This is a genomic window from Acinetobacter sp. YH12098 (assembly GCF_013419235.1).
Classification (GTDB): Bacteria; Pseudomonadota; Gammaproteobacteria; order Pseudomonadales; family Moraxellaceae; genus Acinetobacter; species Acinetobacter amyesii.
The window spans coordinates 1-21873 of record NZ_VPAO01000027.1 but is presented as its reverse complement, the minus strand read 5'-3'; the positions used below and the strand labels follow the sequence as shown (position 1 = coordinate 21873).

The following is a 21873-nucleotide window of genomic DNA, read 5'->3' as shown; positions in this document are numbered from 1 at the left end:
TAAAAACAGAAACCCGGTTTAGGCCGGGTTTTTTAATTTTACGCTTGTCGTAATTTTCGTTTAAATACGTAAAGTTCATTGCATTTCATCATTTTCACCCACTAAGATGACGTCCGCACACATCCAACGAGATGACTGTGTTCTGTAAAACAAAAACAATATCGCTCGTTCATCATGAATGAATGGCAACAGGGAATTATGATTATGATGGAATTTAAACTGCTTAGGCAGATCAAAAAAGAACCTTATAGTTTGTATAAACGTACAGATGACATCACTGTTCAAGAACTCAAACGCATGTATGGTATTTATCAAAAGTATTATGCCAATACCCGTTATGAAATTTTTGAACGCGACTTCTTAGAAAAAACCGGTGTTTTTTTTATTATTGAACCGAAAAATAATCAAATTGTCGGATTTTCGACGGTTATGGAACGTGACTTTGTTGTTGATGGTAAAGCCCGACATGCTTTTTTCAGTGGAGATACCATTATTGAGAAAGAGTATTGGGGAAATCGTGCATTAACTAGAGCAATGTTCCGTTATATTATTAGTTTTAAATTTCGTCATCCAAGAACACCTATATATTGGATTTTAATCTCTAAAGGCTTTAAAACTTATCTGCTCTTAGCCAATAACTACTACAGCTACTATCCACACTATGGTGAGAAAAATGCTCATCTCAAAGACTTTGTTGAATCGTACTGTAAAGAATACTTCTCAGAATATTATAACCACGAAACGGGTCTGCTGAATTTTGGCGAAGACTATCAACCACTCAAAGCAGATGTTGCGCCCATCACCCATGAAATGCGCGAAAATAATACCAAGATAGCTTTCTTTGAAGATAAGAACCCAACTTGGGTCGATGGAACAGAACTTCCGTGCATTGGTGAATTACGCTGGAGCGATTTATACCGTTATGTGAATCGATTCTTAACCAAGACCACCAGTGTGAGCAAACATGATAGCAAGTTACGTTATAAGTCACGTACATTACATATTGCGACAGGTTCTGACTCGAAGGTGGCCTAATGGGATTGCTTCTCACCACTGCACATCAAGTTTTGAATATTGCCTGCCGCAAAGCGTTTCAACGCTATACACAGCAGGCAAATCAGCTAGAAAATGTGCAACGTAAAAAATTAAGCCATTTTTTAAAGCAGCACATTTCGCAAAATTTAAGCTATGAGCAATTTGCCAAAAAGTATCCGCTTTCTCGTTATAGCAATTGGAAAAGCCAAATTGAACAATCCAGACAAAGTGGCAAAAATAGTTTGGGGCCTGAAAAAATTGTACGGTTTCAACCGACCAGTGGGTCGAGTGAAGCAATTAAATTCATTCCCTATACTCAGGCTTTTTTAGATGAATTGGATGAGGCTATTGGTTTATGGCTGACTAATTTATATCGGACACACCCACAACTTAAAAATTCAACGCATTATTGGTCGGTTTCATGGTTGCCTGAAAGCCAGCGAAAGCTTTTAGAAAATAGTAATTTAAATGATGACAGTGCGCTGCTTAATCTGTCGAAGCGAGTGTTGAGTAAAATTACTCAATCGGTACCGACTGAAATTGCGATGGCAAATTCAGCCGAAGATGCCATGTTTGCAACCGCGGTGTATCTCGTTGCAGATAAGCATTTAGGCATGATTTCGGTATGGAGTCCTACATTTGCATTGCAATTGCTGGATATTATTCAAGAACATCAAGCTGAAATTGTACAGGTCTTAAAAACTGGACAATGGCAACGTGATGGTTTGAGTTTTCTGCAAGTTCCTAAATCTTGTCAACAATGCTATCGCTTACAAGACTTGGATTTAACCCAAGCAACGGCGTGGAAAAAACTGTGGCCTAAACTCAGTCTGGTTTCGAGTTGGGATACAGCGAGCGCAGAGCAGTGGGCAGTACAACTCCAGCAACGAATTGCAGGTGTGGCATTTGAAGGTAAAGGTTTATGGGCAACTGAAGGCGTAGTGACGATTCCATTTGCAGAGCGTTTTACCTTAAGTTATCAGTCACATTTTTATGAATTTATTTTGCAGGACAGCCGAATAGTGGTGCCATCTTGGCAACTGAAAATAGGCGATATCGCTAGTCCTGTGATCACGACAGGTTCAGGATTAATTCGTTATGTGATTGATGATGAATTAGAAGTCACCGACTTTTATCAGCAAGTGCCATGTTTTAAATTTTTAGGTCGAAAAATGACGGTTGATTTGGTCGGAGAAAAGCTCGACCACAATGCAGCAGTTAAAGTCCTTGCAGAGTTTAAACAAGCGGATTATTTGCCGATTAGTATCTTGGGTATTGAACAATGTTCGGTTAAAAAACCACACTATATTTTACTCAGTGAAGGCAATGTAGATAAACAACCATCCGCTCAAGCACTAGACCGTTTGCTTAAACATAATTTTCATTATGAATTGGCACGCGATCTAGGGCAGTTGGATGAACCTGAAGTGGTACATGTACAAGATGCTTGGGACTACTACAAAACACTAGCCATGAACAATGGCATGATTGAAGGGAATATTAAGCCTGAGCCGCTTAAGAAAATGAAAACAAAAATAATTGAGTATTGAGATGGATATCGATGTGTTAGATGCACCGTTCGACGAAACGGCGTTATATCATTCAAAGAATGAGACTAAGTTTGCGGTTCGAAATGCGACTGTCGAAGATGATGAGCAACTAATGAAAATTAGTGCAGAGACTATGCCAAGCAATGGCATCACATTATCTTATGCGCGTCACCCCAGTTATTTTGATGCCAGCCACGCACAGTATAATCGTCCAGATTTAAAAGTGGTTGTCCCTGTGGAAGATCCATCTATCGTGATTGCGATGATGAATTTGGGATGGCGTTATTGTTATATCAATGGTCAGCCTGACCTGATGCGTTATGTCGCCGATTTAAGAATGAATCCAGCGTATCGTGGTGCTAAAGTCATGCGCTTATTGATGGACTATCTCCATGATGAAATACCACAAGACACGATTTTTGAAAGTGTAGTTTTAAACGACAATATTGTCGCTGCCAGTATTTTACATCATGAAAGATCTGGATTTCCGCTGCCATATTTTTATGATGAAATTCGAACCTTTACCGTTTCACAGGCAGTGAAACCAAAAACTTTCAATCAATATCAATTTAAAACCCTGACTGCTGAACGTGTAGATGAAGCGAATGATTTCATTTTAAAAATGAAAGACCATTATAATTTTTTACCTAGCTATGATTTTAATGCTTTGGTAGATGGTCAAAATCCATTTTGGGCATGCTTAAATCTAGATGACTTCTATTTGATTTACGATCAGCACAATCAGTTGGTTGGACTTTATGGCTTATGGAATCAAAAAAGTTTTAAACAAACTCGAGTGATCGATTATTCAAGGTCATTAAAGTTGATGAAACCTTTTTATAATGCCTATGCCAGTGTGCGTGGTGTTTTATCACTGCCAAAAATTCATGGAACCTTTGATTATTTAATGTTGCATAGTCCGCTATGTCATCCTGAACATCTGGACGTATTTGCAAGTTTGATTTTTCATGCAAAACAGCAGACAAAGCAACGTGGTAAAGAAACCTATTGTATTACTTTGGCAGAGAAGGACCCGCGTATTGAGTGGATGAAAAATACGACCTCACATGTGTTAAAAGCCAAGCACTATTTTCATAGTTTTAAAGCCAATCCATACGCTGCTTTTGATCGTAAACGTATTAGTTATTTTGAAGCTGGGCGTATATAGTTGAAGTGATAGCCATCAAAAAATCAATTAAAACTGCCAAATCAATCATTTAAAATCATTCTGATTGTGTACTTATGTAACTGAGTTCTTCAGTATACTGCGCAAAGAATAATCAGAATGAGAAAGACATGTCAAAATGGATGTGGGGAATTGGCAGTTTAGCGGTGCTTTCAGCAGCTGTGGTGGGAGGGAATTTATATGCAGATAAATCTCTTGCCCAATTTTATACACAGAATAATTGGTCAGCAGCTGTACAAGATGTTGATGTAAAGTACAGCAATTATCAAATGGGTTTGATGGGTGGAACGGTCGATTGGGTATTAACCCTGAAAACAGACCCGTGTAAACCCAAAGAAGTGATCGTGTTGAAGGGTACAGATCAGATTCAACGTGGGTTGAAAGGCTATAATATCAACTCGAATTTTAAGATTGTTCAACAACAAAGTACGTCCGAATATGCCAAGCTTTTTGGCACGGACTTAACGGCAAAAACGTTGGTCAATTGGATTGGTCAAAGTAAAACAGATTTACAGATTCCTGCATTTAAAACGACTGCACAAGGTGCAACAGTACAAGCTGATGCAAGCCAATTGCAAATTCGGATCAGTAGTTTACCGGGGCAAGTCACTAAGGTATCTGAGCTTTCAATCCATTTACCTGTGGTTCGGTTGAGTGAAGGTCCAATGCAAACCATGGTGCAAAATTTTTCGATGAAGACCAATCAAGGTCTAAATCAGAAAAATCTTGAAAATGGCTTTGTTGAAATCCAAGCGGGTTCTATCAAACGTTTAGATCAAAAGTTCTCAGGCGGCATGCGTGGTATGCAACTGCGTTGGGAGACCGAACTAAATAAACATGATGTGGACTTTGAAGGCTACTTAAAAGCTGATGAGATGGATTTCCCAGGTTCACCAGTCACCAAAGATTTCGCACTAAATTTGGCATTACATAAAGTCAATCTAGATAAAGTTCGTGCATTTAGTGAACTTTTGCATCAGGTGGAAAATTCATGCGATGCAGTGAGTGAATCAAGTGAAGAAATGACTCAAGCTTTCTTAGCTATCGCAAGCCAAGGTTTTGATTTTGAGTCTAAAGATAACTCGATCAGTATTGGTGGAGGTAAAGCCTCTGCAAATGTCGTGGGGAAAGTCATGCCGGGTCACCATGCCTCAATGGAGTCTTTTATTAAAATGGTGCCGAGCTTACTGGATTTTCAAGCAGACTTAAGTTTTGATAAAAATATGATGACTGCAATCATGAATAACTTTTTGCAATTACAGGGCAAAAGTTTGTCAGGACAGGAAGCTGAAGCCATGTTTGCTGGTTTTGAAACATCAGGGCAAGGCAAGCGCGATGGCGATAACATGGTCATGAGTATGCAATATAAGTTCGGTCAAAAGCTTTTTGGTCAAGCCATACAAAAGAAATAAGCAACCAGTAGTGAGTAGTTAAGTTTAAAAAATATAAAACCGTCATAGATTGGCGGTTTTGTATTTTTGGCTACAGAATTATGATTTTCAGTTTATCGGAACACAGCGGCCTAGCCATTGTTGAACAGTTGAAAAGTTGCTAGCGTCAATGGGCAACTAGCCAATGAAAACAACAATAGGAAAGACACCATTTCACACGATTATTTTTTTAGACGGAAACTTGTTCATTCATCCATGCCTAAATGTTCTTGGGTAAAACACAGTCTTATTAGTAGCATTTTTCTGATCGCTGTTCAGTCTACCGCTTTTGCGGGTACTTCAATTTCAGATCAGCGTTTGTCGAATGAAACGCAAGGTAAAAAACAATTTAGTGAAGAAACCTTAGATATTATTGAGAGTGAAGCAGCTAAACCCAAAGAAGAGCAGCAGAAAAATTCAAATCATAAATCTAATCGTAATAATAAGATCATTCAGGAGACCCAGCTTGAAGGCTCAACCATGAGTGATTATTTGCTTCAAAAGAAAAGGGCAGCGGATCAGGTCGGGTTAATACAATCTCCAGAAGTCGCACCGATTAACCGTATCGTGCTGCAAGAGCGACATGAAAATATTCGAGTAACGTATCCAGATGGAGTCGTGGTTGAAATGAAGCACTGACGTGCTTCATTTCATAGATCAGGAATTTCTAAAGTCAAACCTTAGATTTGTGGATGAGTGATTTTCCATGCACGGTGAATTTTGGTATTACGTTTAAAGTCTAGGCCAATGGTTTCATTGCTGATTTCCTCAACGTCAAACATTGCCATGATCACATCGTCCATCTCAAAACCACGGTAGTTGTTTGAGAAGTAAAGCGTTCCGTCAGTGGTTAAACGGTTCATGGCACGTTTAAGCAAAGACATATGGTCGCGTTGGACATCAAACGTACCATAGAACTTTTTAGAGTTAGAGAATGTTGGTGGGTCAATAAAGATCAGGTCATATTGCTCGTGACCTTCTTTCAACCATTCAAAACAGTCGCTAGAGAAGAACTGATGTTGTTCATCTGCATGATCTACTGTCAAACCATTCAGTACAAAGTTCTCTTTAGACCAGTTTAGGTAGGTATTTGACAAATCGACACTGGTCGTACTTGCTGCACCGCCAAGCGCTGCATGTAAGCTCGCTGTAGAGGTATAGCTATATAAGTTCAGGAAGTGTTTACCTTTGGCTTCTTTGGCAATCCGTAGACGCATTTGACGATGGTCAAGGAACAAACCTGTATCGAGGTAGTCTGTTAGGTTCACCAAAATCTTTGCTTTGCCTTCTTGAACGATAAAACGTTTAGACGCAGTACTTTGTTTGGTGTACTGATTTTTACCTTCTTGGCGGGCACGTGTTTTAATGAAAATCGCATCACGACCTAAGCCGGTCACTGCACGAATCGCTTGCAGTGCTAAGTTAAAGCGTTTTTTGGCTTTTTCTGGGTCAATTTTTTTCGGTGGTGCGTATTCTTGTACGTGTAAACGATCACCATACAAATCGACCGCGACATTAAAGTCTGGCAAATCGGCATCATATAAACGTAGACAGAAAATATTTTCTTTGACTGCCCATTTTTTAAGATTCTGCATGTTTTTTTGAAGACGGTTGGTAAAGTCTTCTGCACCTTCAATTTTTTCAAATTGTTGCGGTTCCCAATGCTCTAGGAAAGGCTTTTGAACTGCCGCAGGTTTAACTGTACCAAAACGGACGTAAATTGGCAGCTTACCATTCATCAAACGCAAAATTTGCGGATCATTAAAGGCAAGGACATCGGCCTGTTCAACTTGTGCTGCAATAATCGCAGCAGGCTGGTTCGGGAAGTTCTTTTGTAATAGTGCCGATAGACCTAAATACAGTGCGCGGTTAGAGGCTTTATCACCTAAACGCTCGCCGTATGGAGGATTAGTGACAACAAAGCATTTCTTACCTGTTGCTTGGAAATCTGGCCAGTCTGCAAGTGTACGTTCTTCAATTTTAATTTGATCAAGTACAGATTCGAAACCTGCAGCGATAATATTTTGTTTGGTTGCTTTTACTGCTTCCCAGTCTGCATCAAATGCATAGAATTGTGGGAGAGGGTTTTCAAGTGCGGCTTTATGACGTTCAGCAGCTTCGCCTTTGATCGACATCCAAAGTTCATGGTCATGACCATTCCAACCATTAAAACCAAAACGACGAACAAGGCCTGGCGCGCGGTCAGTCAAAATCATTAAAGATTCAATGATAAAGGTCCCTGAACCACACATTGGGTCCAAGATAATATCAGGTTGATGTTGTTTAAGTTTTGCTTTCTGTAAGATAGCAGCCGCTAAGTTTTCTTTAATCGGTGCATCTGTCATGTAGCGACGGTAGCCGCGTTTATGCAGAGAATCACCTGATAAATCTAAGCAATAAGTATGTTCAGTTTTGCCAGCTAATACATACAACGTAATTTCAGGTTGCTTAATGTCAATGCTAGGACGTTTGCCCACAGCTTCCATAAAGGAATCGACCACACCATCTTTAACACGTAAAGTTGCGAACTGAGAATTGACTTTAATGTCACGTTCGATGTGTAAACGAACGGCAAATGTACTTTGTGGTGCAAAAATAAGTGACCAATCAAAGTTTATTGCACCTTCATAGAGCTCTTCCGCTACATCACGTGCATCATGCGTGAACTCTAATTCATGTGTATGAATCGGGGTGAGTACACGTGAAGCCAAACGTGACCACATGCAAATACGGTATGCATCTTCAAGTGTGCCTTTGAATACAAGACGACCCGGGAACTGTTCAATATTTTGAACACCTAAACCTTCAATTTCCTCGCGGAGTAAGGTTTCCAGTCCATCTGCACAGGTAACCCAATATGTAGAAAGACGCGGTTTCGAATTCATGTAAATTTCCAAAGGCAAAAAAGCAATCGCATATTTTAACGTATTTTCGTGGATTTGGGCGGACGATATTGCGCTGAAACGGGAGAAATATCGGTAGATTTGAATGACTTTATCAAATTTATTCTGTGTACATTGTGAGAAATATCACTTAATGGTACAAAAATTGCTATAACCCTGATCAAAATTCGATCTTTATTATATTGATATCATTAGGGGTATTTATGACAGGGCTGGCAATCAATAGTCAATCAAACGCATTTTCAATCGCCACTTTAATCTACGCGCGCTTACGTCGTGTGTCAGGACGGGTTATTGACGCATTATATGTGGTTGAAAATGTCGAATATGCACGCTTTGTTTCTAACTTGGCTTTGGCAACGGCTGATCCTGAATTATCTCGTTTGGTTGCGCGGCTTTACAGCGAGTTGAATTTGCATGAAGCTGCCGTTTCTGAAGCAGAGGAACTGACGGACAGTTCAGTACAGCCTGAAACGGCAGAAATTTTAATGAGCGAACCGACTGCGGAAGATATTTATAAAGCGCAGGTTGCACATCGTTATATCGGCGCATTGCGTTAATTCAATCCCGCTGTGAGCAGCAGCATAAATTTCCTGCTGCACGCAGCCTGACGTATCAACTCTCTTTCTTTATTTCACAAGTTATTTAACTGCGCAGAAGGCGGCTGTTTATAGCTGAACTTTATCTGTTTGAAAGTATTCAATTCAATCAAAAATAAGGACAGATAAAAGTCCTGTTTGAAGGCTTTTTGAAAGGGGAAAGGTGAAGTTTAAGTTAAAACGTTTAATTTATCTAATTGAAATGATAGATAGGAATTTGAAAATTCATTTTGAATAACATCATGAGTTTGCATTGAACGTTGAAAACTTCAACTGCCATTTGCCAAGATTCTCTGTATAATGCGTTAACTTAACGATAAGGAATCTCTCATGCACTTGGCGGCATTGCATACACCGAGCCAGATTCAACTCAACCAAGATGGTAACTTAAAACATTTCCTCACCATCGAAGGCCTTTCTAAAGAAACTCTCACAAAAATATTGGACACTGCGCAGTCCTTTTTTAATGACCAAAATCAGCTGATTACCAACAACCTTTTAGAAGGTCGTACGGTAATGAACCTGTTTTTTGAAAATTCAACACGTACCCGTACCACTTTTGAAGCGGCAGCAAAACGTCTGTCTGCAAACGTATTGAACATTGATATTGCACGTTCAAGTACATCAAAAGGCGAGACACTGCGGGATACCTTGTGGAATTTAGAAGCGATGGCGACCGACATTTTTGTGGTTCGTCATTCATCGTCAGGCGCGCCGCACTTTATTGCCAAAGATGTTTGTCCGCATGTGGCAATCATCAATGCTGGCGATGGCCGTCATGCGCATCCTACGCAAGCCATGCTGGATATGTTGACGATTCGCCGTGAAACCAAAAAGAATTTTGAAGACATTTCCATTGCCATTATTGGTGATATTAAGCATTCGCGTGTTGCCCGTTCAGATGTCGCTGCATTGCAAACATTAGGCTGTAAAGATATTCGTGTCATTGCACCAAATACTTTGTTGCCATACGGTTTTGATGACTATGGCGAAGGCATTCGTCTATTCAACAACATGGAAGCCGGTATTCAAGACTGCGACGTGATTATTACTTTACGTATTCAAAATGAACGTATTGATTCTCCTGCGCTGTCATCTCAAGCTGAATTCTACAAAATGTACGGTTTGAATAAAGAGCGCTTGGCTTTGGCAAAACCTGACTGCATTGTGATGCATCCGGGACCGATGAACCGGGGTGTTGAAATTGACTCGAGTATTGCCGATGGTGCTCAGTCAGTGATTTTACATCAGGTAACCAATGGTATTGCGGTACGTATGGCAGTACTGGCTTTGGCAATGCAAGGTCAGTTGCAAGAAAAAGGTTTAATTGAAGCGATTGCGGTTTAAGGGATAGTCATGAGTATTGTTAAAGTTGAAAATGTACGTGTCTTAGATCCAATCAGTCAAACTGACAGCGTACAGACAGTTTATATTGAAAATGGCCGATTGGTTGCCGAAAGCAATGCCGCTGAAACCATTGATGGTCAAGGCAAATGGCTGATGCCAAGTATGGTTGACCTTTGCGCGCGTTTGCGTGAGCCGGGTCAGCAACAGCATGGTACTTTAAAGTCAGAAGGTAAGGCTGCACGTGCGAATGGTATTTTGCATGTGTTTACCCCGCCTGACTCTAAACCGATTGTGCAAGACAATGGTGCATTGATTCATGGCCTGGTGGAAAAAGCCATGCTAGACGGCGGCATTTATCTGCAGGTGATTGGCGCGCAAACTCAAGGCTTGTTAGGCAAGCAGCCTGCGAATATGGCGGGTTTGAAAAAAGGTGGCTGTACTGCGGTATCGAATGCTAATGCGCCATTTATGGACGATGATGTGGTGATTCGTACCTTAGAATATGCTGCGGGTCTGAACATGACCGTTGTGTTCTATGCCGAAGAACCGCAGATTGCCAAAGATGGCTGTGTGCATGAAGGCTTTGTCGCATCTCGTCAAGGTTTACCGATGATCCCTGCATTAGCGGAAACCGTAGCCATTGCAAAATACTTACTGATGATTGAAGCCACTAAAGTCCGTGCGCACTTTGGTTTGTTGTCATCAGGCGCATCTGTTGAATTAATTAAACATGCCAAAGCGAAAGGCTTACCGGTCACTTGCGATGTAGCCATGCACCAATTGCATTTAACTGATCAGTTGATCGACGGCTTTAATTCACTTGCACATGTGCGTCCGCCGCTACGTTCCGAGCAAGATAAAGACTTGCTCCGCCAAGCGGTGAAAGACGGTGTAATTGACGCGATTTGCACGCATCATGAGCCGCTGAGCAGCTCTGCGAAAATGGCGCCTTTTGCTGAAACTCAACCCGGTTTTACAGCATTTGATACTTATGTGCCTTTTGGTATTCAATTGATTCAAGAAGGCTTATTAAGCCCGCTGGAATGGGTTGAGAAAGTAACGTTAGCACCTGCTAAAGTAGCCAATATGCAACAACGTTGGGCAGATGAAGCGGGTTGGGTACTTGTTGATCCAGAGCTTGAATGGACCATCAATAAAGACACGATTGTGTCAAATGGTAAGAACACACCATTAATTCAGCACACCGTTAAAGGTAAAGTGCTTCAAGCTTTTTATGCCGTTTAAGCTGAAGCTCAATATGGAAAATGTTGAGTCTTAGCATTTTAATTTGATATCTAAAAGTCAGCTTCGGCTGGCTTTTTTTATGAGGATTGAAATTAATAGATTGAAAATAAAAAAGAAATTAACACGCTGACAAGTCCGAACAAATTACTACATTTGATCAAAAAATAAACATATAAACTAAAGTACACATGAAAATAATGACAACTGCATGGAGTACAAATATGAATATAGACTTATTAGCGCTGATTAAGCAGCACGTCTCCTCGATTGTGCTGGACGGTGATACACAACACTTAACTGAAAAAAATTCAGCCATTAGCCAGTTTATTCCATTCCTGTTAAATATTTTTCGATCCAAACCTGAATTTATTGATGCCTTTCAAAAACAGTTAAACCCTCGTATTAGTGATATATTTTCGGCAAATCCCACATTAAAAGATCAATTTTTGCAACATCTCGGTGGTGGTACGGCCCCAACGTCAGAAATAGAGCAAACCTTAAACCACTCTATAGCTCCAACTTTAGGGGCACTTGAAAATGAAGCGGGTTCATCTGATCCCGTCGCAATCACGCATTTACTTGATAATCATGCAGATAGCATTTTGGCGGCACTACCACAATGGGCAGTGCCTTTACTCGCAGGTTTAGGGGTAAACACTGCAGCTGGCCGTACATTACACCAAGCGCCTGTTGTTGAACCAACACCTGTTATCGTTGAAGAAAAACGTTCGAATTGGTTATTGCCGATTATTGCGCTGCTTATATTATTGGGTCTGCTCGCATTTTGGTTTAAGTCTTGTACTAATAAAGAAGAACCAACCACCTCTGCAACAACAGTTGCACAGCCTGCTGCATCTCAGCCAGCACATTTGCAATTTAGCACCGGTACAGATGGGCAGTTAACCAACTGTCAAATTCAAACTGGTGATTCAAATTATCTTGAAATTTTGCAGCAACAAGTCAAACAGATCTTTAACTTTAATACGGGCTGTGGTGCTTCATCTGATGCCAGTTACCATACGCAATTTATTGATCAAGATACCATTCCAACGATTCTGCAAAAACTTAAAGGTGTACCAAATACCACTTTAACCTGGACTGAAAATCAGTTATCGATTTTGTCGCAAAATCCTGCGGATGCTCAAAGCCTTGCCAATCAAATTAAGCCTTTAGCAAAAAATATGACGGTATTGGTTCAAGAAGGCGTGAGCGAACAAACAGCAGTAGATAACAGTATTACTGATGCACAAAAAGCATTAGCAAGCATTAACCCTGAACAAGTTCGTGCGCTAGATGTTGCGACTGCGCTGAACTTACAAATTATTAATTTTGCGACAGGGTCATCTGATATTCCTGAAGTGAATAAATCGATTTTGGATCAGGCGGCAGCGTTAATGCAGCGTGCAACACAGGTACATCTGACTGTACAAGGTCATACCGATGCTGTGGGTAATGCAGAAGCGAATAAAACTTTATCGCAGGAGCGTGCACAATCTGTGGTGGATTATTTGGTGTCGAAAGGTGTTGATCCTGCACAGCTTCAAGCAGTGGGTTATGGTCAAGAAAAACCCGTGGCGGATAACAGCACCAAAGAAGGTCAATTCAAAAACCGTCGTATTGAGTTTGAAGTTTTAAATACTGAGAATGGCAAAGTACGAGATGTCACCAGTGAAGGTGTGACTGAAAAGACCAATTAAAACCATACTAAATTAAATGAGATGTAAAAAATCCCTGCACATGCGGGGATTTTTCTCGTCAAAGCGCTGTAATTTTGAGTAAAATACGCCCGAAGAATAAAATCATAATGGTACTTATACAATGAAAAAAATAGTCATCACGAGCCTCATGTTGTCTGTGGTATTGATATCCGGCTGTGATAATTTTAAAAATAAAAAAGATGCTGAAGCCAAAACGGAAGCGCCTGCTTTGGAAGATTGGAGTTGTACTGCACAAGCCAATATTGACCAATTGCAAGATCATTTAAAAAACGAATATCTTAAAGAATTAAACAAAGAAATACGACAGTCCGATTATGAAGCCGATCAGCAACTCATGGATCTGATTGTCAAAAATCTAAAATTTAAAATTCAAAATGTCACGACCTTAACAGAAGACCCAAATAAAACCAAAACATTGGAATGTAGCAGTCAATTGTTGGTGGTTTTCCCGAAAGGATTACAAAAGCGTGCTGAAAACGCCTTTGCTGAACGACCATGTGATGAAGGCTGTGAAGAACGTGGTAATTATACTTTGAATGATTCACTCGAAGATGGTGAGTCAGGCTTAAGCATGGACAATGATCAGCTTAAAGGGAACTTTAGCTATAGCATCACTAAAACGGACAAAGATGGTTTAAGTTTAAGTGTCCCAAGTCAAAATGACGTAATTGATAGCGTTGTCACAGTGACACGTCATGCGGTGCTATATGCGGCATATAGTGCTCAAAATAAGCGAAACGAAGAATCCTATCAGCAAGGGATGGAGAGTCAATCTCAACAAATGAGCCTTGCACAAAAGGCAATGGATATTCGAAAAAAAGAGCTAGATCAGGATAATGCCAAAGTGGTGGATCGTCTCAATCAGACTTGGGATCGTTTTAGTGATGAACAAAAGGCGCAGTTACAGCAAGATCAAGCAGACTGGTTTGAAAAGCGTGATATCGATTGTAAAGTGCTTGCGCAAAAAAGTGTTTATTCATTAAATGAAAGTGAAAAAGAGACTTATCAAAAGCATTCGCAATACTGGGATGAGGCGATGAATACGCAAAATCAAGAGTTGCAATATACCAAATGCTTTAATCAGAAAACTACAGAACGAATTGTATATTTAAACAACGTTTTTAATTGATCTAAAAGAAGAAAAGCCCTCAATTGAGGGCTTTTTTATGAATCTTAGTTTATTGCTTGATGATCAAAACAGGAATTGGGCACTGCGTTAAAATATTTTGTGCTACGCTGCCCAGCATGGCTTTTTTCAAACCTGTACGTCCATGCGAACCCATGATGATTAAGTCAGCAGAGATTTCATCAGCCACTTGTAAAATCCCTTCTGTTGGCGATACACCATGAATCAAACGGGTTTTAACTTCGATACCATCACGTACAAAGGTTTGTTTGATATCTTCTAAACGCAGCTGAGCACTTTTTTCAGCTTGCATAAAATATTCAGTGATTGCAGGTGCAACAGCATAGAAATCGACACCAACGAATGGATCAACAGCAACAACGCTGACAATGGTCACTTGTGCATTTTGACTTTTAGCCAAGCTGAGGGCATGTTCAACAGCAGAATATGAAATTGGAGATTCATCCACAGGGACTAAAATTTGTTGATATTGACTCATATCTGCTTCCTTAATATTTTAAATGTTATCAATCTAATCTTGCGCTATTCACGATATTGTATGAATTAGACAAAAGAGTAAGCTTTTTGGTGAAGGGTGTGCTGAATACAAAAAAGCCCACATCATGTGGGCTTAGTCATCTTAAGCTTTTACAACCAACACGGGTAATTCAGTATTGCTGAGTACATCTTGTGCGAAACTACCGAGTAGCATTTTCTTAAATCCTTTGCGACCATGTGAACCCATCACGATCAAATCAGCTTTGACTTCATTGGCTGCTTCTACTACACCTTCAGCAGAAACTTGGCCTTTAATGATTTTACTTTGTGCTTCTACACCCACTTCAGTTGTAATTTGCACAGCTTCTTTCAATGCAGATTCTGCATTTGCATAAGCTTGTACGAAATATTCTTTCATGATTGATGAAGAATAATAGAAGTCTGCATCGGTAAATGGGTCTTCAGCAACAAGGCTGATTAAAGTGAGTTGGCTGTTAAATGCCTTGGCAATAATTGCAGCTTTTTTAACTGCAGAAAACGAGATTTCTGAACCATCGACAGGTACTAAAATGTTTTGATATGACATGGAACAATCTCCTGTAATTTTGCTTTTAAACCCTATAGATTATTGATAACACATTGTCGTGAATGGTTCAATTTATTAATCTAAAAAATATTGTAAATTCATAAAATTACATAAATTAATGTCGATAAGTCGTCAAATAAATCTGAGCGAAAAACTCGGACTTTGCTCAAAAAATATTAAAATAAAATCGACTAATTTTCTCGGATTTTGAGCCTAAAAGATCAATATAAACTTTATAAAAATAAGCCTAAACTATATACAGATTTTAAATCTAAGATTTATAACAGAATTGATGCGATTGGATAGTTAAAAATGTCATATAAAGTAGGGTTGGTTGTACTCAGTATTTGTTCAGTGTTGCATTTGTCTGGTTGTCAAAACACGCAAAGCAGTACCAAAGTGATTGCAGGTGCTTTTAACTTATCGACACAAGTTCAAAAGACCTTTATCAACTTACATGCACCTGACAATGTTATTGTGCAGTCAAATATTCAATATCTACAAAATCCAAATTTAAACTTGGATATCTATCAACCTGAAACAAGTACAGCGATTGCACCAAGAGCAACGATTGTTTGGATCCACGGGGGCGGTTGGGTCTCTGGCTCAAAAGAACATGCAGGGGGATATTTTAAGCGGCTCGCAGCCCAAGGTTATAATGTGGTTTCGGTTCAATATCAGTTTGCACCTGAAGCCATTTATCCCACACAGCTCAATCAAATAAATGCAGCACTGACTTTTTTGAATCTACATGCAGCACAATATGGTATTGATTCGCAAAATATGTATTTGGCAGGGGATTCTGCAGGTGCAAATATGGCCAGTCATTATGCCGCCTTGGTTACGAATCCAGATTTTGCGCAAGCGTCAAAGATTCAACCTGTATTAAAGCCTTCACAGCTTAAAGGGCTGATTTTACATTGTGGTATTTATGATTTAAACAGCTTTGTAAATACTGCACCCGACGAGATTGGACTGATCGAGTGGGGCGTCTATAACTTGGTTCAGGCGTATACCGGAGAAAAAAAAGATGATGCCGAGTTTTTAACGCGTATTTCAACGGCCTCAAATATTAATGCAAATTATCCGCCTGTATTTATCAGCGGTGGTAATAAAGATTTTTTAACCAAAACGCAATCTGAGCCTTTTGTAGAAAAATTGAAGGCAAATAATGTACCTGTGACGGCGGTATTTTATCCAGATTCGAAAGAATATTTGGTACATGAATATCAATTTATGATGAGTAAAAAGGCTAGCCAGCAGACCTTTGATCGCACTTTAGAATTTTTGCAACAACACGTACAGTCCGTTAAAAATTAAAAACAGACTTAAAATGCTTGCAGAATAATCTCTAACTTAATAACATACCTACCAGTTGGTATGTTTGTTTTGGAATGAATAATGAATTCGGTAACATTGGCGTATGGCTTACTGTCATTGGCGATTATCTCAGAAGTAATTGGTTCGACATTTTTGGTGAAGTCAGAAGGGTTTACCAAACTTGCGCCTTCATTGGCTGTCGCAGTTTTATTCTGTTTGGCATTTTATTTATTGTCTCAGGTGATTAAAGTCATACCACTTGGTATTGCTTATGCCATTTGGGCAGGCGTTGGTATTGTTTTAACTGCACTAATTGGCTACTTTATCTTTCGTCAAAGTTTAGACCTCCCAGCCATGTTAGGGATAGGCCTGATTGTTTCAGGTGTGGTCGTGATCAACCTGTTTTCAACTTCAGCTGGACATTAATATGGATAATCCGCATCAGCGCAAGAAAGAGCCTCAACTGATACGCCAAAGTATTTTGCAGCACGCAATCCTTCTTGCTGCTGATAAAGGTGTCAACGGGGTGTCGATTCAAGCCGTTGCGGATTTAGTTGGGGTCACAAAAGGTGGTGTATTTCATCATTTCTCAAATAAGCAAAAGCTCTTAGAGTCCATGATTGTGATGCTTTTGGCTCAATTAGACGAGGTCGTTGATCGTTTAATTGAGGAAGACCCTGAGCCATACGGTCGTTTTACCCGTGCCTATATTGAAATTACCTTAGAAAAACAAATCATGGGTTTGCAACAGTCATGGTCCGCGATTTCGATGACCATGCTGACCGATAAAACTTTTAATGAATATTGGATCGAATGGATGAACACACGCTTAGAGCGTCATCATCAGACCGATTCGGATATAGAACTCAAAATTGTACGTTATGCAGCTGATGGTATTTGGCTCACCGCTTTTACAGAAGTGGAAGATGAAAGTGAAACCCAATTATTAAAACAAGAACTGATCGCCCGAACGTATCGAGCGAAATAGACTAAAGAACGCTGTTTGTAAATGTGCGCTTAATTTCTTTTATATTTGAAAATAGCATGTACGACTAAACCAAAGACCAAACCCCAAAACGCGGAACCAATACCAAAAAATTGTACGCCCGATGCACTAAATAAGAAGGTGAGTAGAGCAGCGTCACGTTCACTCGCTTCTTGGAAAGCAATGACGATGTTGTGTCCAATGGTGCCTAGTAGGGCAATTCCTGCTAAAGCGGTAATAAATACCAATGGAAAAGCAGTTAAGAAACTCACCAAAGTGGCTGCAAACAGGCCCATCAAAATATAAAAGAAGCCACAAGTCATACCTGCGATATAGCGCTTTTTCTCATCGAGGTGGGCTTGGTCATCTAGACTGATGGCCGCACTAATCGCAGCAATATTGACACTAAAACATCCAAATGGCGCGAGTAGCGTTTGGGCTGTACCAGTCCAACCAATCAGTTGATTGACGTGGGGTTGATAACCATAACTTTTAATCATGGCTAAACCCGGTAAATACTGAGAGGCCATATTGATTACAAAGAGTGGTAACGCCAAACCCAGTATTGCTGAGATCGAAAATTCAGGTGTGACCCAAACCGGCTGTGCGAGTTCTAAATTAAGCGCAGGTAATTGAAAACCAAGTAAAAATGGACAAAGCATGATGCCAATGATCACCGTAATGACAATGCTATAACGTGGTAACAGCCGTTTACTGAGGACATAGGCAGCCAGTAAACCAAGAACGAATGCCCATTCATTTTGTAAATTGACAAATAGCTCAATACCAAATTTAAGGAGTACACCCGCCAACATTGCACTAGTTAGACATTGCGGGATATAGCGCAGTATTTTTTCAAAAATGCCTAAAAATCCAAGTATTGCTGTCAATAAGCCACAGACCAAGAAAGCACCTAGGGCGGCATTCATGCTGTAACCATTTGCAGTCGCTAAAATCAGTGCCAGTCCTGCAGTGGACCATGAAGTCGCAACGGGATATTTAAATTTCCAAGACAGAATCAGCCCGCTTAAGCCGATACCCAAACCTAGGGCCCAAAACCAAGAAGTTATTTCTGCAGTGTTGGCACCGAGCATTTGTGCAGATTGGATCACCAAAACAGCCGAGACACTGATCCCGACTAAGAACGTAATAAAACCTGCAAAAGCAGCTGGAATGGAAAAGTCTTGGAGTAGTTTTTGCATAATGATCGAGCTATGACTATTGTTGGCGCAGATTTAGGATGACATTTTTCAGGATGATACGCTCAAGTCCTGTACAGTAAAAGTGCACATCGAGATATTATGGAAATACTTTATTTATTCACAAATGACACTTTAACAAACGGCACTTTAATAGTACGAACCGAAAACCCACATTGTGGATGTTTCATCCATTCAAAATTTAAAAGCATTGTAGATTTTTATAATTAAAAAAATTGAACTATGTCTCACATGTCATTTACAACGTAGATGTCGCAAGTTTTAGACCAAATCCACAAAATAGAAGACCAACAGCTGCGACACAGCATGCCGTAAATTTATAACGATGGCTAAAATAGGTGGCCAGTTTTGCACCCGAAAAGATCAAAATCGTTAAATAGCTCATACTGATAATTTGCAGCACGATCGCTAGTGCGGTGAATGTAATCGCAGGATATGGATATGCAGGATCGACGAATTGCACAAAGAACGATAAGTAAAAAAGAATGGCTTTAGGGTTTAAAATACTGATGGTTAATGCAGTCTTAAACGGTTTCAGTTCGCTCAAACTCAGTTGTTTAGTGTCGAGTTGTTCTGGCGTTTGAACGGCATTCCATGTTTGGTAGGCAGCCTTGAAAAGTTTGATACCTAAATAACTTAAATACAGCGCACCGACAATTTTTAATAATAAGAATAACCAAGGGAAGGCATGAAGTAAGGATGCAGCACCGAGAGCAGTGAGTAAGATTAAGATCAAATCGCCAGTATAAACGCCAAAAGCGCCTAAATAGCCGACTTTAATGCCATAGCGAGAAGCAACAGACATGACATAAAGTGAATTTGGCCCGGGTAAAATCACAATTAATATCGTACCAATAATAAAGGTCGTTAAGTCTGTGATTCCAAACACTGAAGACACTCTAATAAAAACCGAAGCTGTAGTATACAACTTCGGTTCTAAATGAAACTGAAAATTTCTAATTTATGCTTTTATTTCAGCATCTAAGCCAAAAGTTTGACGCAGTAAGCTACTTAATTGCTCACGGGCTTTAATAAAACCATCAATACCGCCTTGTAATAGTTGGAAAGACATTAAGTCTTTTTCAACTTCAGCTTTGAAAGTTTGCTTGTCGAGCACTTGTACATCGTGTTGACAGTGTGCATGCGCATGATGATTAGACAGTTGCACTTCAACGGTACGCTGATCTTTTTCCAGTTCTGCCAATAAATTTGGTGAAACTGTCAATAAATCACATCCTGCTAAGCCGAGCACTTGATCAATACTACGGAAGCTAGCACCCATAATTTCAGTTTTGATGTCATGTTGTTTATAGTAGTGGTAAATCTGCTTAACTGATAACACGCCTGGATCTTTCTCAATCGGGTAGCTATCCACATTTTCAGCTTTTTTGTACCAATCTAAAATACGACCAACAAATGGCGAAATCAGCGTGACTTGAGCATCTGCACAGGCTTGAGCTTGATGCAAACCAAACAACAGAGTCAGATTACAGTGAATGCCTTCAGCTTCAAGGGCTTTAGCGGCTTGAATGCCTTCCCACGTTGAGGCAATTTTAATTAAGATACGGTTTTGATCGATACCATACTGTGCATATAAAGCCAATAACTCTTTAGCTTTTGCAATGGTGGCATCGGTATCATAAGACAAGGCTGCATCGACTTCTGTAGAGACACGTCCTTCGATCAATTTTAAAATTTCTACACCAAATTTGACCGTAAGAATATCGATGGTGCGCTCAACCAGCTCATCATTTTGATAACCTTCTTTACGCGCTTGTTCAAAAGAACTTTCAATCAGTTCTTTATTTTCAGGTTGATTTGCCGCTGCTGTAATTAAAGATGGATTTGTGGTCGCATCCAATGGACGGAATGTATTAATCGCAGCTAAATCACTGCTGTCAGCAACAATCGTTGTTAGGTTTTTTAATTGGTTTAACGCATTTTGAGTCATTTGAAATCTAGTTCTTAATGTTCTTGGTGTACATACTTTTATAACACAATCTGTTTAGAACCCAACCAAAAACCGCCCAATTAGGCGGTCTAAATCGTAGTTTTTCGTGAATTTCGGATGTGATTAATCAAAAAATGAGCAGCCGAGCCGAGTGGTTTTTCACGGTTCCAGACCAAGTCGACGAAATATTCAAATTTGGGTGTGAAATCTTGAAAGCTTAAGATTTTGAGTTGATCTTTGAGCGTCGGATTTTCATTAAACATCTCGAGGGGAAGCACACCCCAACCCAGACCTTGGATAATCATCGAACAAGCAGAGTGGTGGTTATCTGTACGCCAACTGTGTTTGGAAAATAACAACTCTGGTTTGATGCTTTTATCACGACTTGCAACCACGATTTGCCGACTTTGCAAAATTTGCTCAAAACTGACTTGCTTAAATTTCGACAGGCCGTGTTTTTTCGCCGCAACTGGAACCAGTGCTTCACGCTTTAATTCAACAAATTGTTCATAACTCTCAAGCTGTTCACGTTCAAACATTAGAGCAAGCTGTGCTTGACCTTGTAATAGCATCTTTTGAGCATCTTCTTGAGGCGCAGAAAAAATATTGATTTGCAAAGATGGAAAATGAGTTTCTAGCAAAGAGATATAGTCGGTCCACTGCGTATGAAGCAGTTCTGATACCACCACGATATTCAGTGAAGACTCTAAACCATGACTCAGCGCAATCGCATGCTGTTTCCACTGATTGATTTCTATCAATAATTGTTCAGTTTTTTCATACAGGTTAAGCGCTTGAGTGGTGGGCACAGGCTCACGACCAACGCGCTCAAACAGTTTAAGGTTGAGATCAATTTCGAAATTCGCAATGGACATGCTGACAGCCGAAGGTACTTTGCCGAGTTGTCTGGCAGCTGCGGAAAATGATCCTGTTTCCATGACTGTTTTAAAAATCATCAGTTGTTCTTGATTAATATTCATGTGCATACAGAAAAAATAAAGGAATACAACCTTTCAATAATATTGAAAGAACCTAACTCGATTAATCAATAATAGATTTCTTTCATAAGTCATTTTTCACTCAGCTCTAAGTTATAAATTCCAGCAATTAGATTGAATCTCAATGCTAGTCTTTTGCCTCGATTGCGATATCGCTCAGCAAGAATTTTGAAGGT

The 21873-nt window shown here is 39.8% G+C and carries 20 protein-coding genes and 1 pseudogene; 13 read left to right on the top strand and 8 right to left on the bottom strand.

What is annotated here, in order from left to right:
* Positions 1-198 precede the first annotated feature (198 nt).
* The 5 genes from FTU38_RS10370 (at position 199) to FTU38_RS10350 (ending at position 5840) form a co-directional block, all read left to right on the top strand.
* Positions 199-1035 (top strand): hypothetical protein, encoded by an 837-nt coding sequence (locus FTU38_RS10370; RefSeq protein WP_306669636.1) that lies wholly within the window; start codon positions 199-201, stop codon positions 1033-1035.
* Positions 1035-2585 carry a GH3 auxin-responsive promoter family protein gene (locus FTU38_RS10365; RefSeq protein WP_180004894.1) on the top strand — a complete coding sequence of 517 codons (1551 nt, stop codon included), beginning with the start codon at positions 1035-1037 and terminating at the stop codon, positions 2583-2585. The genes FTU38_RS10370 and FTU38_RS10365 overlap by 1 nt, the downstream gene beginning before the upstream one ends.
* Position 2586: 1 nt before the next feature.
* Positions 2587-3753 carry a GNAT family N-acetyltransferase gene (locus tag FTU38_RS10360; RefSeq protein WP_180004895.1) on the top strand — a complete coding sequence of 389 codons (1167 nt, stop codon included), beginning with the start codon at positions 2587-2589 and terminating at the stop codon, positions 3751-3753.
* 128 nt (positions 3754-3881) lie between these two features.
* Entirely contained in the window at positions 3882-5183 is a 1302-nt protein-coding gene (locus tag FTU38_RS10355) for a DUF945 family protein (protein WP_180111102.1), read from the top strand.
* Between the two features lie 234 nt (positions 5184-5417).
* Positions 5418-5840 carry a hypothetical protein gene (locus tag FTU38_RS10350; RefSeq protein ID WP_078188623.1) on the top strand — a complete coding sequence of 141 codons (423 nt, stop codon included), beginning with the start codon at positions 5418-5420 and terminating at the stop codon, positions 5838-5840.
* A 41-nt stretch (positions 5841-5881) separates the two neighbouring features.
* On the opposite strand, the gene rlmKL is transcribed toward FTU38_RS10350, so the two are convergent.
* The gene (gene rlmKL, locus FTU38_RS10345) at positions 5882-8086 is read right to left on the bottom strand and encodes a bifunctional 23S rRNA (guanine(2069)-N(7))-methyltransferase RlmK/23S rRNA (guanine(2445)-N(2))-methyltransferase RlmL (protein WP_078191812.1); all 2205 of its coding nucleotides are present in this window, start codon (positions 8084-8086) and stop codon (positions 5882-5884) included.
* 221 nt (positions 8087-8307) lie between these two features.
* Between rlmKL and FTU38_RS10340 the strand changes: the two genes are divergently transcribed.
* The 5 genes from FTU38_RS10340 to FTU38_RS10320 all read left to right on the top strand — a co-directional run bounded on the left by FTU38_RS10340 (position 8308) and on the right by FTU38_RS10320 (position 14142).
* Positions 8308-8664: a hypothetical protein gene (locus tag FTU38_RS10340; protein WP_168377769.1), complete on the top strand. Its 357-nt coding sequence runs from the start codon at positions 8308-8310 to the stop codon at positions 8662-8664.
* A gap of 369 nt (positions 8665-9033) precedes the next feature.
* Positions 9034-10050: an aspartate carbamoyltransferase catalytic subunit gene (locus FTU38_RS10335; RefSeq protein WP_078188620.1), complete on the top strand. Its 1017-nt coding sequence runs from the start codon at positions 9034-9036 to the stop codon at positions 10048-10050.
* Positions 10051-10059: 9 nt separating this feature from the next.
* A complete protein-coding gene (locus FTU38_RS10330; RefSeq protein WP_180004899.1) occupies positions 10060-11295 on the top strand; it encodes a dihydroorotase in 1236 nt (411 codons plus the stop codon).
* 221 nt (positions 11296-11516) lie between these two features.
* The gene (locus FTU38_RS10325) at positions 11517-12992 is read left to right on the top strand and encodes an OmpA family protein (protein WP_180004900.1); all 1476 of its coding nucleotides are present in this window, start codon (positions 11517-11519) and stop codon (positions 12990-12992) included.
* 121 nt (positions 12993-13113) lie between these two features.
* Positions 13114-14142 (top strand): DUF1311 domain-containing protein, encoded by a 1029-nt coding sequence (locus tag FTU38_RS10320; RefSeq protein WP_180004901.1) that lies wholly within the window; start codon positions 13114-13116, stop codon positions 14140-14142.
* A gap of 49 nt (positions 14143-14191) precedes the next feature.
* Here the strand turns inward: FTU38_RS10320 and FTU38_RS10315 are convergent, their stop codons facing one another.
* Complete coding sequence (locus FTU38_RS10315; RefSeq protein ID WP_078188616.1) at positions 14192-14638, bottom strand: universal stress protein; 447 nt, start codon at positions 14636-14638, stop codon at positions 14192-14194.
* A gap of 141 nt (positions 14639-14779) precedes the next feature.
* Complete coding sequence (locus FTU38_RS10310) at positions 14780-15223, bottom strand: universal stress protein (protein ID WP_078191806.1); 444 nt, start codon at positions 15221-15223, stop codon at positions 14780-14782.
* Positions 15224-15535: 312 nt separating this feature from the next.
* Between FTU38_RS10310 and FTU38_RS10305 the strand changes: the two genes are divergently transcribed.
* The 3 genes from FTU38_RS10305 (at position 15536) to FTU38_RS10295 (ending at position 17531) form a co-directional block, all read left to right on the top strand.
* Positions 15536-16543 carry an alpha/beta hydrolase gene (locus tag FTU38_RS10305; RefSeq protein ID WP_180004902.1) on the top strand — a complete coding sequence of 336 codons (1008 nt, stop codon included), beginning with the start codon at positions 15536-15538 and terminating at the stop codon, positions 16541-16543.
* 81 nt (positions 16544-16624) lie between these two features.
* Positions 16625-16969 (top strand): SMR family transporter, encoded by a 345-nt coding sequence (locus FTU38_RS10300; protein WP_078188613.1) that lies wholly within the window; start codon positions 16625-16627, stop codon positions 16967-16969.
* Position 16970: 1 nt separating this feature from the next.
* Complete coding sequence (locus tag FTU38_RS10295; RefSeq protein ID WP_180004903.1) at positions 16971-17531, top strand: TetR/AcrR family transcriptional regulator; 561 nt, start codon at positions 16971-16973, stop codon at positions 17529-17531.
* A 29-nt stretch (positions 17532-17560) separates the two neighbouring features.
* Here FTU38_RS10295 and FTU38_RS10290 read toward each other — a convergent pair whose 3' ends face one another.
* From FTU38_RS10290 to FTU38_RS10270, 5 genes and pseudogenes are all read right to left on the bottom strand, one after another.
* The gene (locus FTU38_RS10290) at positions 17561-18730 is read right to left on the bottom strand and encodes a benzoate/H(+) symporter BenE family transporter (protein ID WP_180004904.1); all 1170 of its coding nucleotides are present in this window, start codon (positions 18728-18730) and stop codon (positions 17561-17563) included.
* A 256-nt stretch (positions 18731-18986) separates the two neighbouring features.
* Positions 18987-19637, bottom strand: coding sequence for a leucine efflux protein LeuE (leuE, locus tag FTU38_RS10285; protein WP_180004905.1), 651 nt, complete (start codon positions 19635-19637; stop codon positions 18987-18989).
* 72 nt (positions 19638-19709) lie between these two features.
* Complete coding sequence (gene tal / locus FTU38_RS10280; protein WP_180111101.1) at positions 19710-20699, bottom strand: transaldolase; 990 nt, start codon at positions 20697-20699, stop codon at positions 19710-19712.
* A gap of 89 nt (positions 20700-20788) precedes the next feature.
* Positions 20789-21679, bottom strand: coding sequence for a LysR family transcriptional regulator (locus FTU38_RS10275; protein WP_180111100.1), 891 nt, complete (start codon positions 21677-21679; stop codon positions 20789-20791).
* A gap of 89 nt (positions 21680-21768) precedes the next feature.
* Positions 21769-21873: pseudogene (locus FTU38_RS10270) on the bottom strand (IS5/IS1182 family transposase); the annotation flags it as partial.

What these genes read in the sequence shown, in the direction of transcription:
- tal (WP_180111101.1), bottom strand. Translation starts at nt 20,699, where the DNA reads ATGACTCAAAATGCGTTAAACCAATTAAAAAACCTAACAACGATTGTT.
- FTU38_RS10305 (WP_180004902.1), top strand. Translation starts at nt 15,536, where the DNA reads ATGTCATATAAAGTAGGGTTGGTTGTACTCAGTATTTGTTCAGTGTTG.
- FTU38_RS10340 (WP_168377769.1), top strand. Translation starts at nt 8,308, where the DNA reads ATGACAGGGCTGGCAATCAATAGTCAATCAAACGCATTTTCAATCGCC.
- FTU38_RS10300 (WP_078188613.1), top strand. Translation starts at nt 16,625, where the DNA reads ATGAATTCGGTAACATTGGCGTATGGCTTACTGTCATTGGCGATTATC.
- FTU38_RS10355 (WP_180111102.1), top strand. Translation starts at nt 3,882, where the DNA reads ATGTCAAAATGGATGTGGGGAATTGGCAGTTTAGCGGTGCTTTCAGCA.
- FTU38_RS10310 (WP_078191806.1), bottom strand. Translation starts at nt 15,223, where the DNA reads ATGTCATATCAAAACATTTTAGTACCTGTCGATGGTTCAGAAATCTCG.
- FTU38_RS10275 (WP_180111100.1), bottom strand. Translation starts at nt 21,679, where the DNA reads ATGAATATTAATCAAGAACAACTGATGATTTTTAAAACAGTCATGGAA.
- FTU38_RS10365 (WP_180004894.1), top strand. Translation starts at nt 1,035, where the DNA reads ATGGGATTGCTTCTCACCACTGCACATCAAGTTTTGAATATTGCCTGC.
- FTU38_RS10325 (WP_180004900.1), top strand. Translation starts at nt 11,517, where the DNA reads ATGAATATAGACTTATTAGCGCTGATTAAGCAGCACGTCTCCTCGATT.
- FTU38_RS10315 (WP_078188616.1), bottom strand. Translation starts at nt 14,638, where the DNA reads ATGAGTCAATATCAACAAATTTTAGTCCCTGTGGATGAATCTCCAATT.
- FTU38_RS10320 (WP_180004901.1), top strand. Translation starts at nt 13,114, where the DNA reads ATGAAAAAAATAGTCATCACGAGCCTCATGTTGTCTGTGGTATTGATA.
- FTU38_RS10330 (WP_180004899.1), top strand. Translation starts at nt 10,060, where the DNA reads ATGAGTATTGTTAAAGTTGAAAATGTACGTGTCTTAGATCCAATCAGT.
- FTU38_RS10370 (WP_306669636.1), top strand. Translation starts at nt 199, where the DNA reads ATGATTATGATGGAATTTAAACTGCTTAGGCAGATCAAAAAAGAACCT.
- FTU38_RS10295 (WP_180004903.1), top strand. Translation starts at nt 16,971, where the DNA reads ATGGATAATCCGCATCAGCGCAAGAAAGAGCCTCAACTGATACGCCAA.
- FTU38_RS10350 (WP_078188623.1), top strand. Translation starts at nt 5,418, where the DNA reads ATGCCTAAATGTTCTTGGGTAAAACACAGTCTTATTAGTAGCATTTTT.
- FTU38_RS10335 (WP_078188620.1), top strand. Translation starts at nt 9,034, where the DNA reads ATGCACTTGGCGGCATTGCATACACCGAGCCAGATTCAACTCAACCAA.
- FTU38_RS10360 (WP_180004895.1), top strand. Translation starts at nt 2,587, where the DNA reads ATGGATATCGATGTGTTAGATGCACCGTTCGACGAAACGGCGTTATAT.
- rlmKL (WP_078191812.1), bottom strand. Translation starts at nt 8,086, where the DNA reads ATGAATTCGAAACCGCGTCTTTCTACATATTGGGTTACCTGTGCAGAT.
- FTU38_RS10290 (WP_180004904.1), bottom strand. Translation starts at nt 18,730, where the DNA reads ATGCAAAAACTACTCCAAGACTTTTCCATTCCAGCTGCTTTTGCAGGT.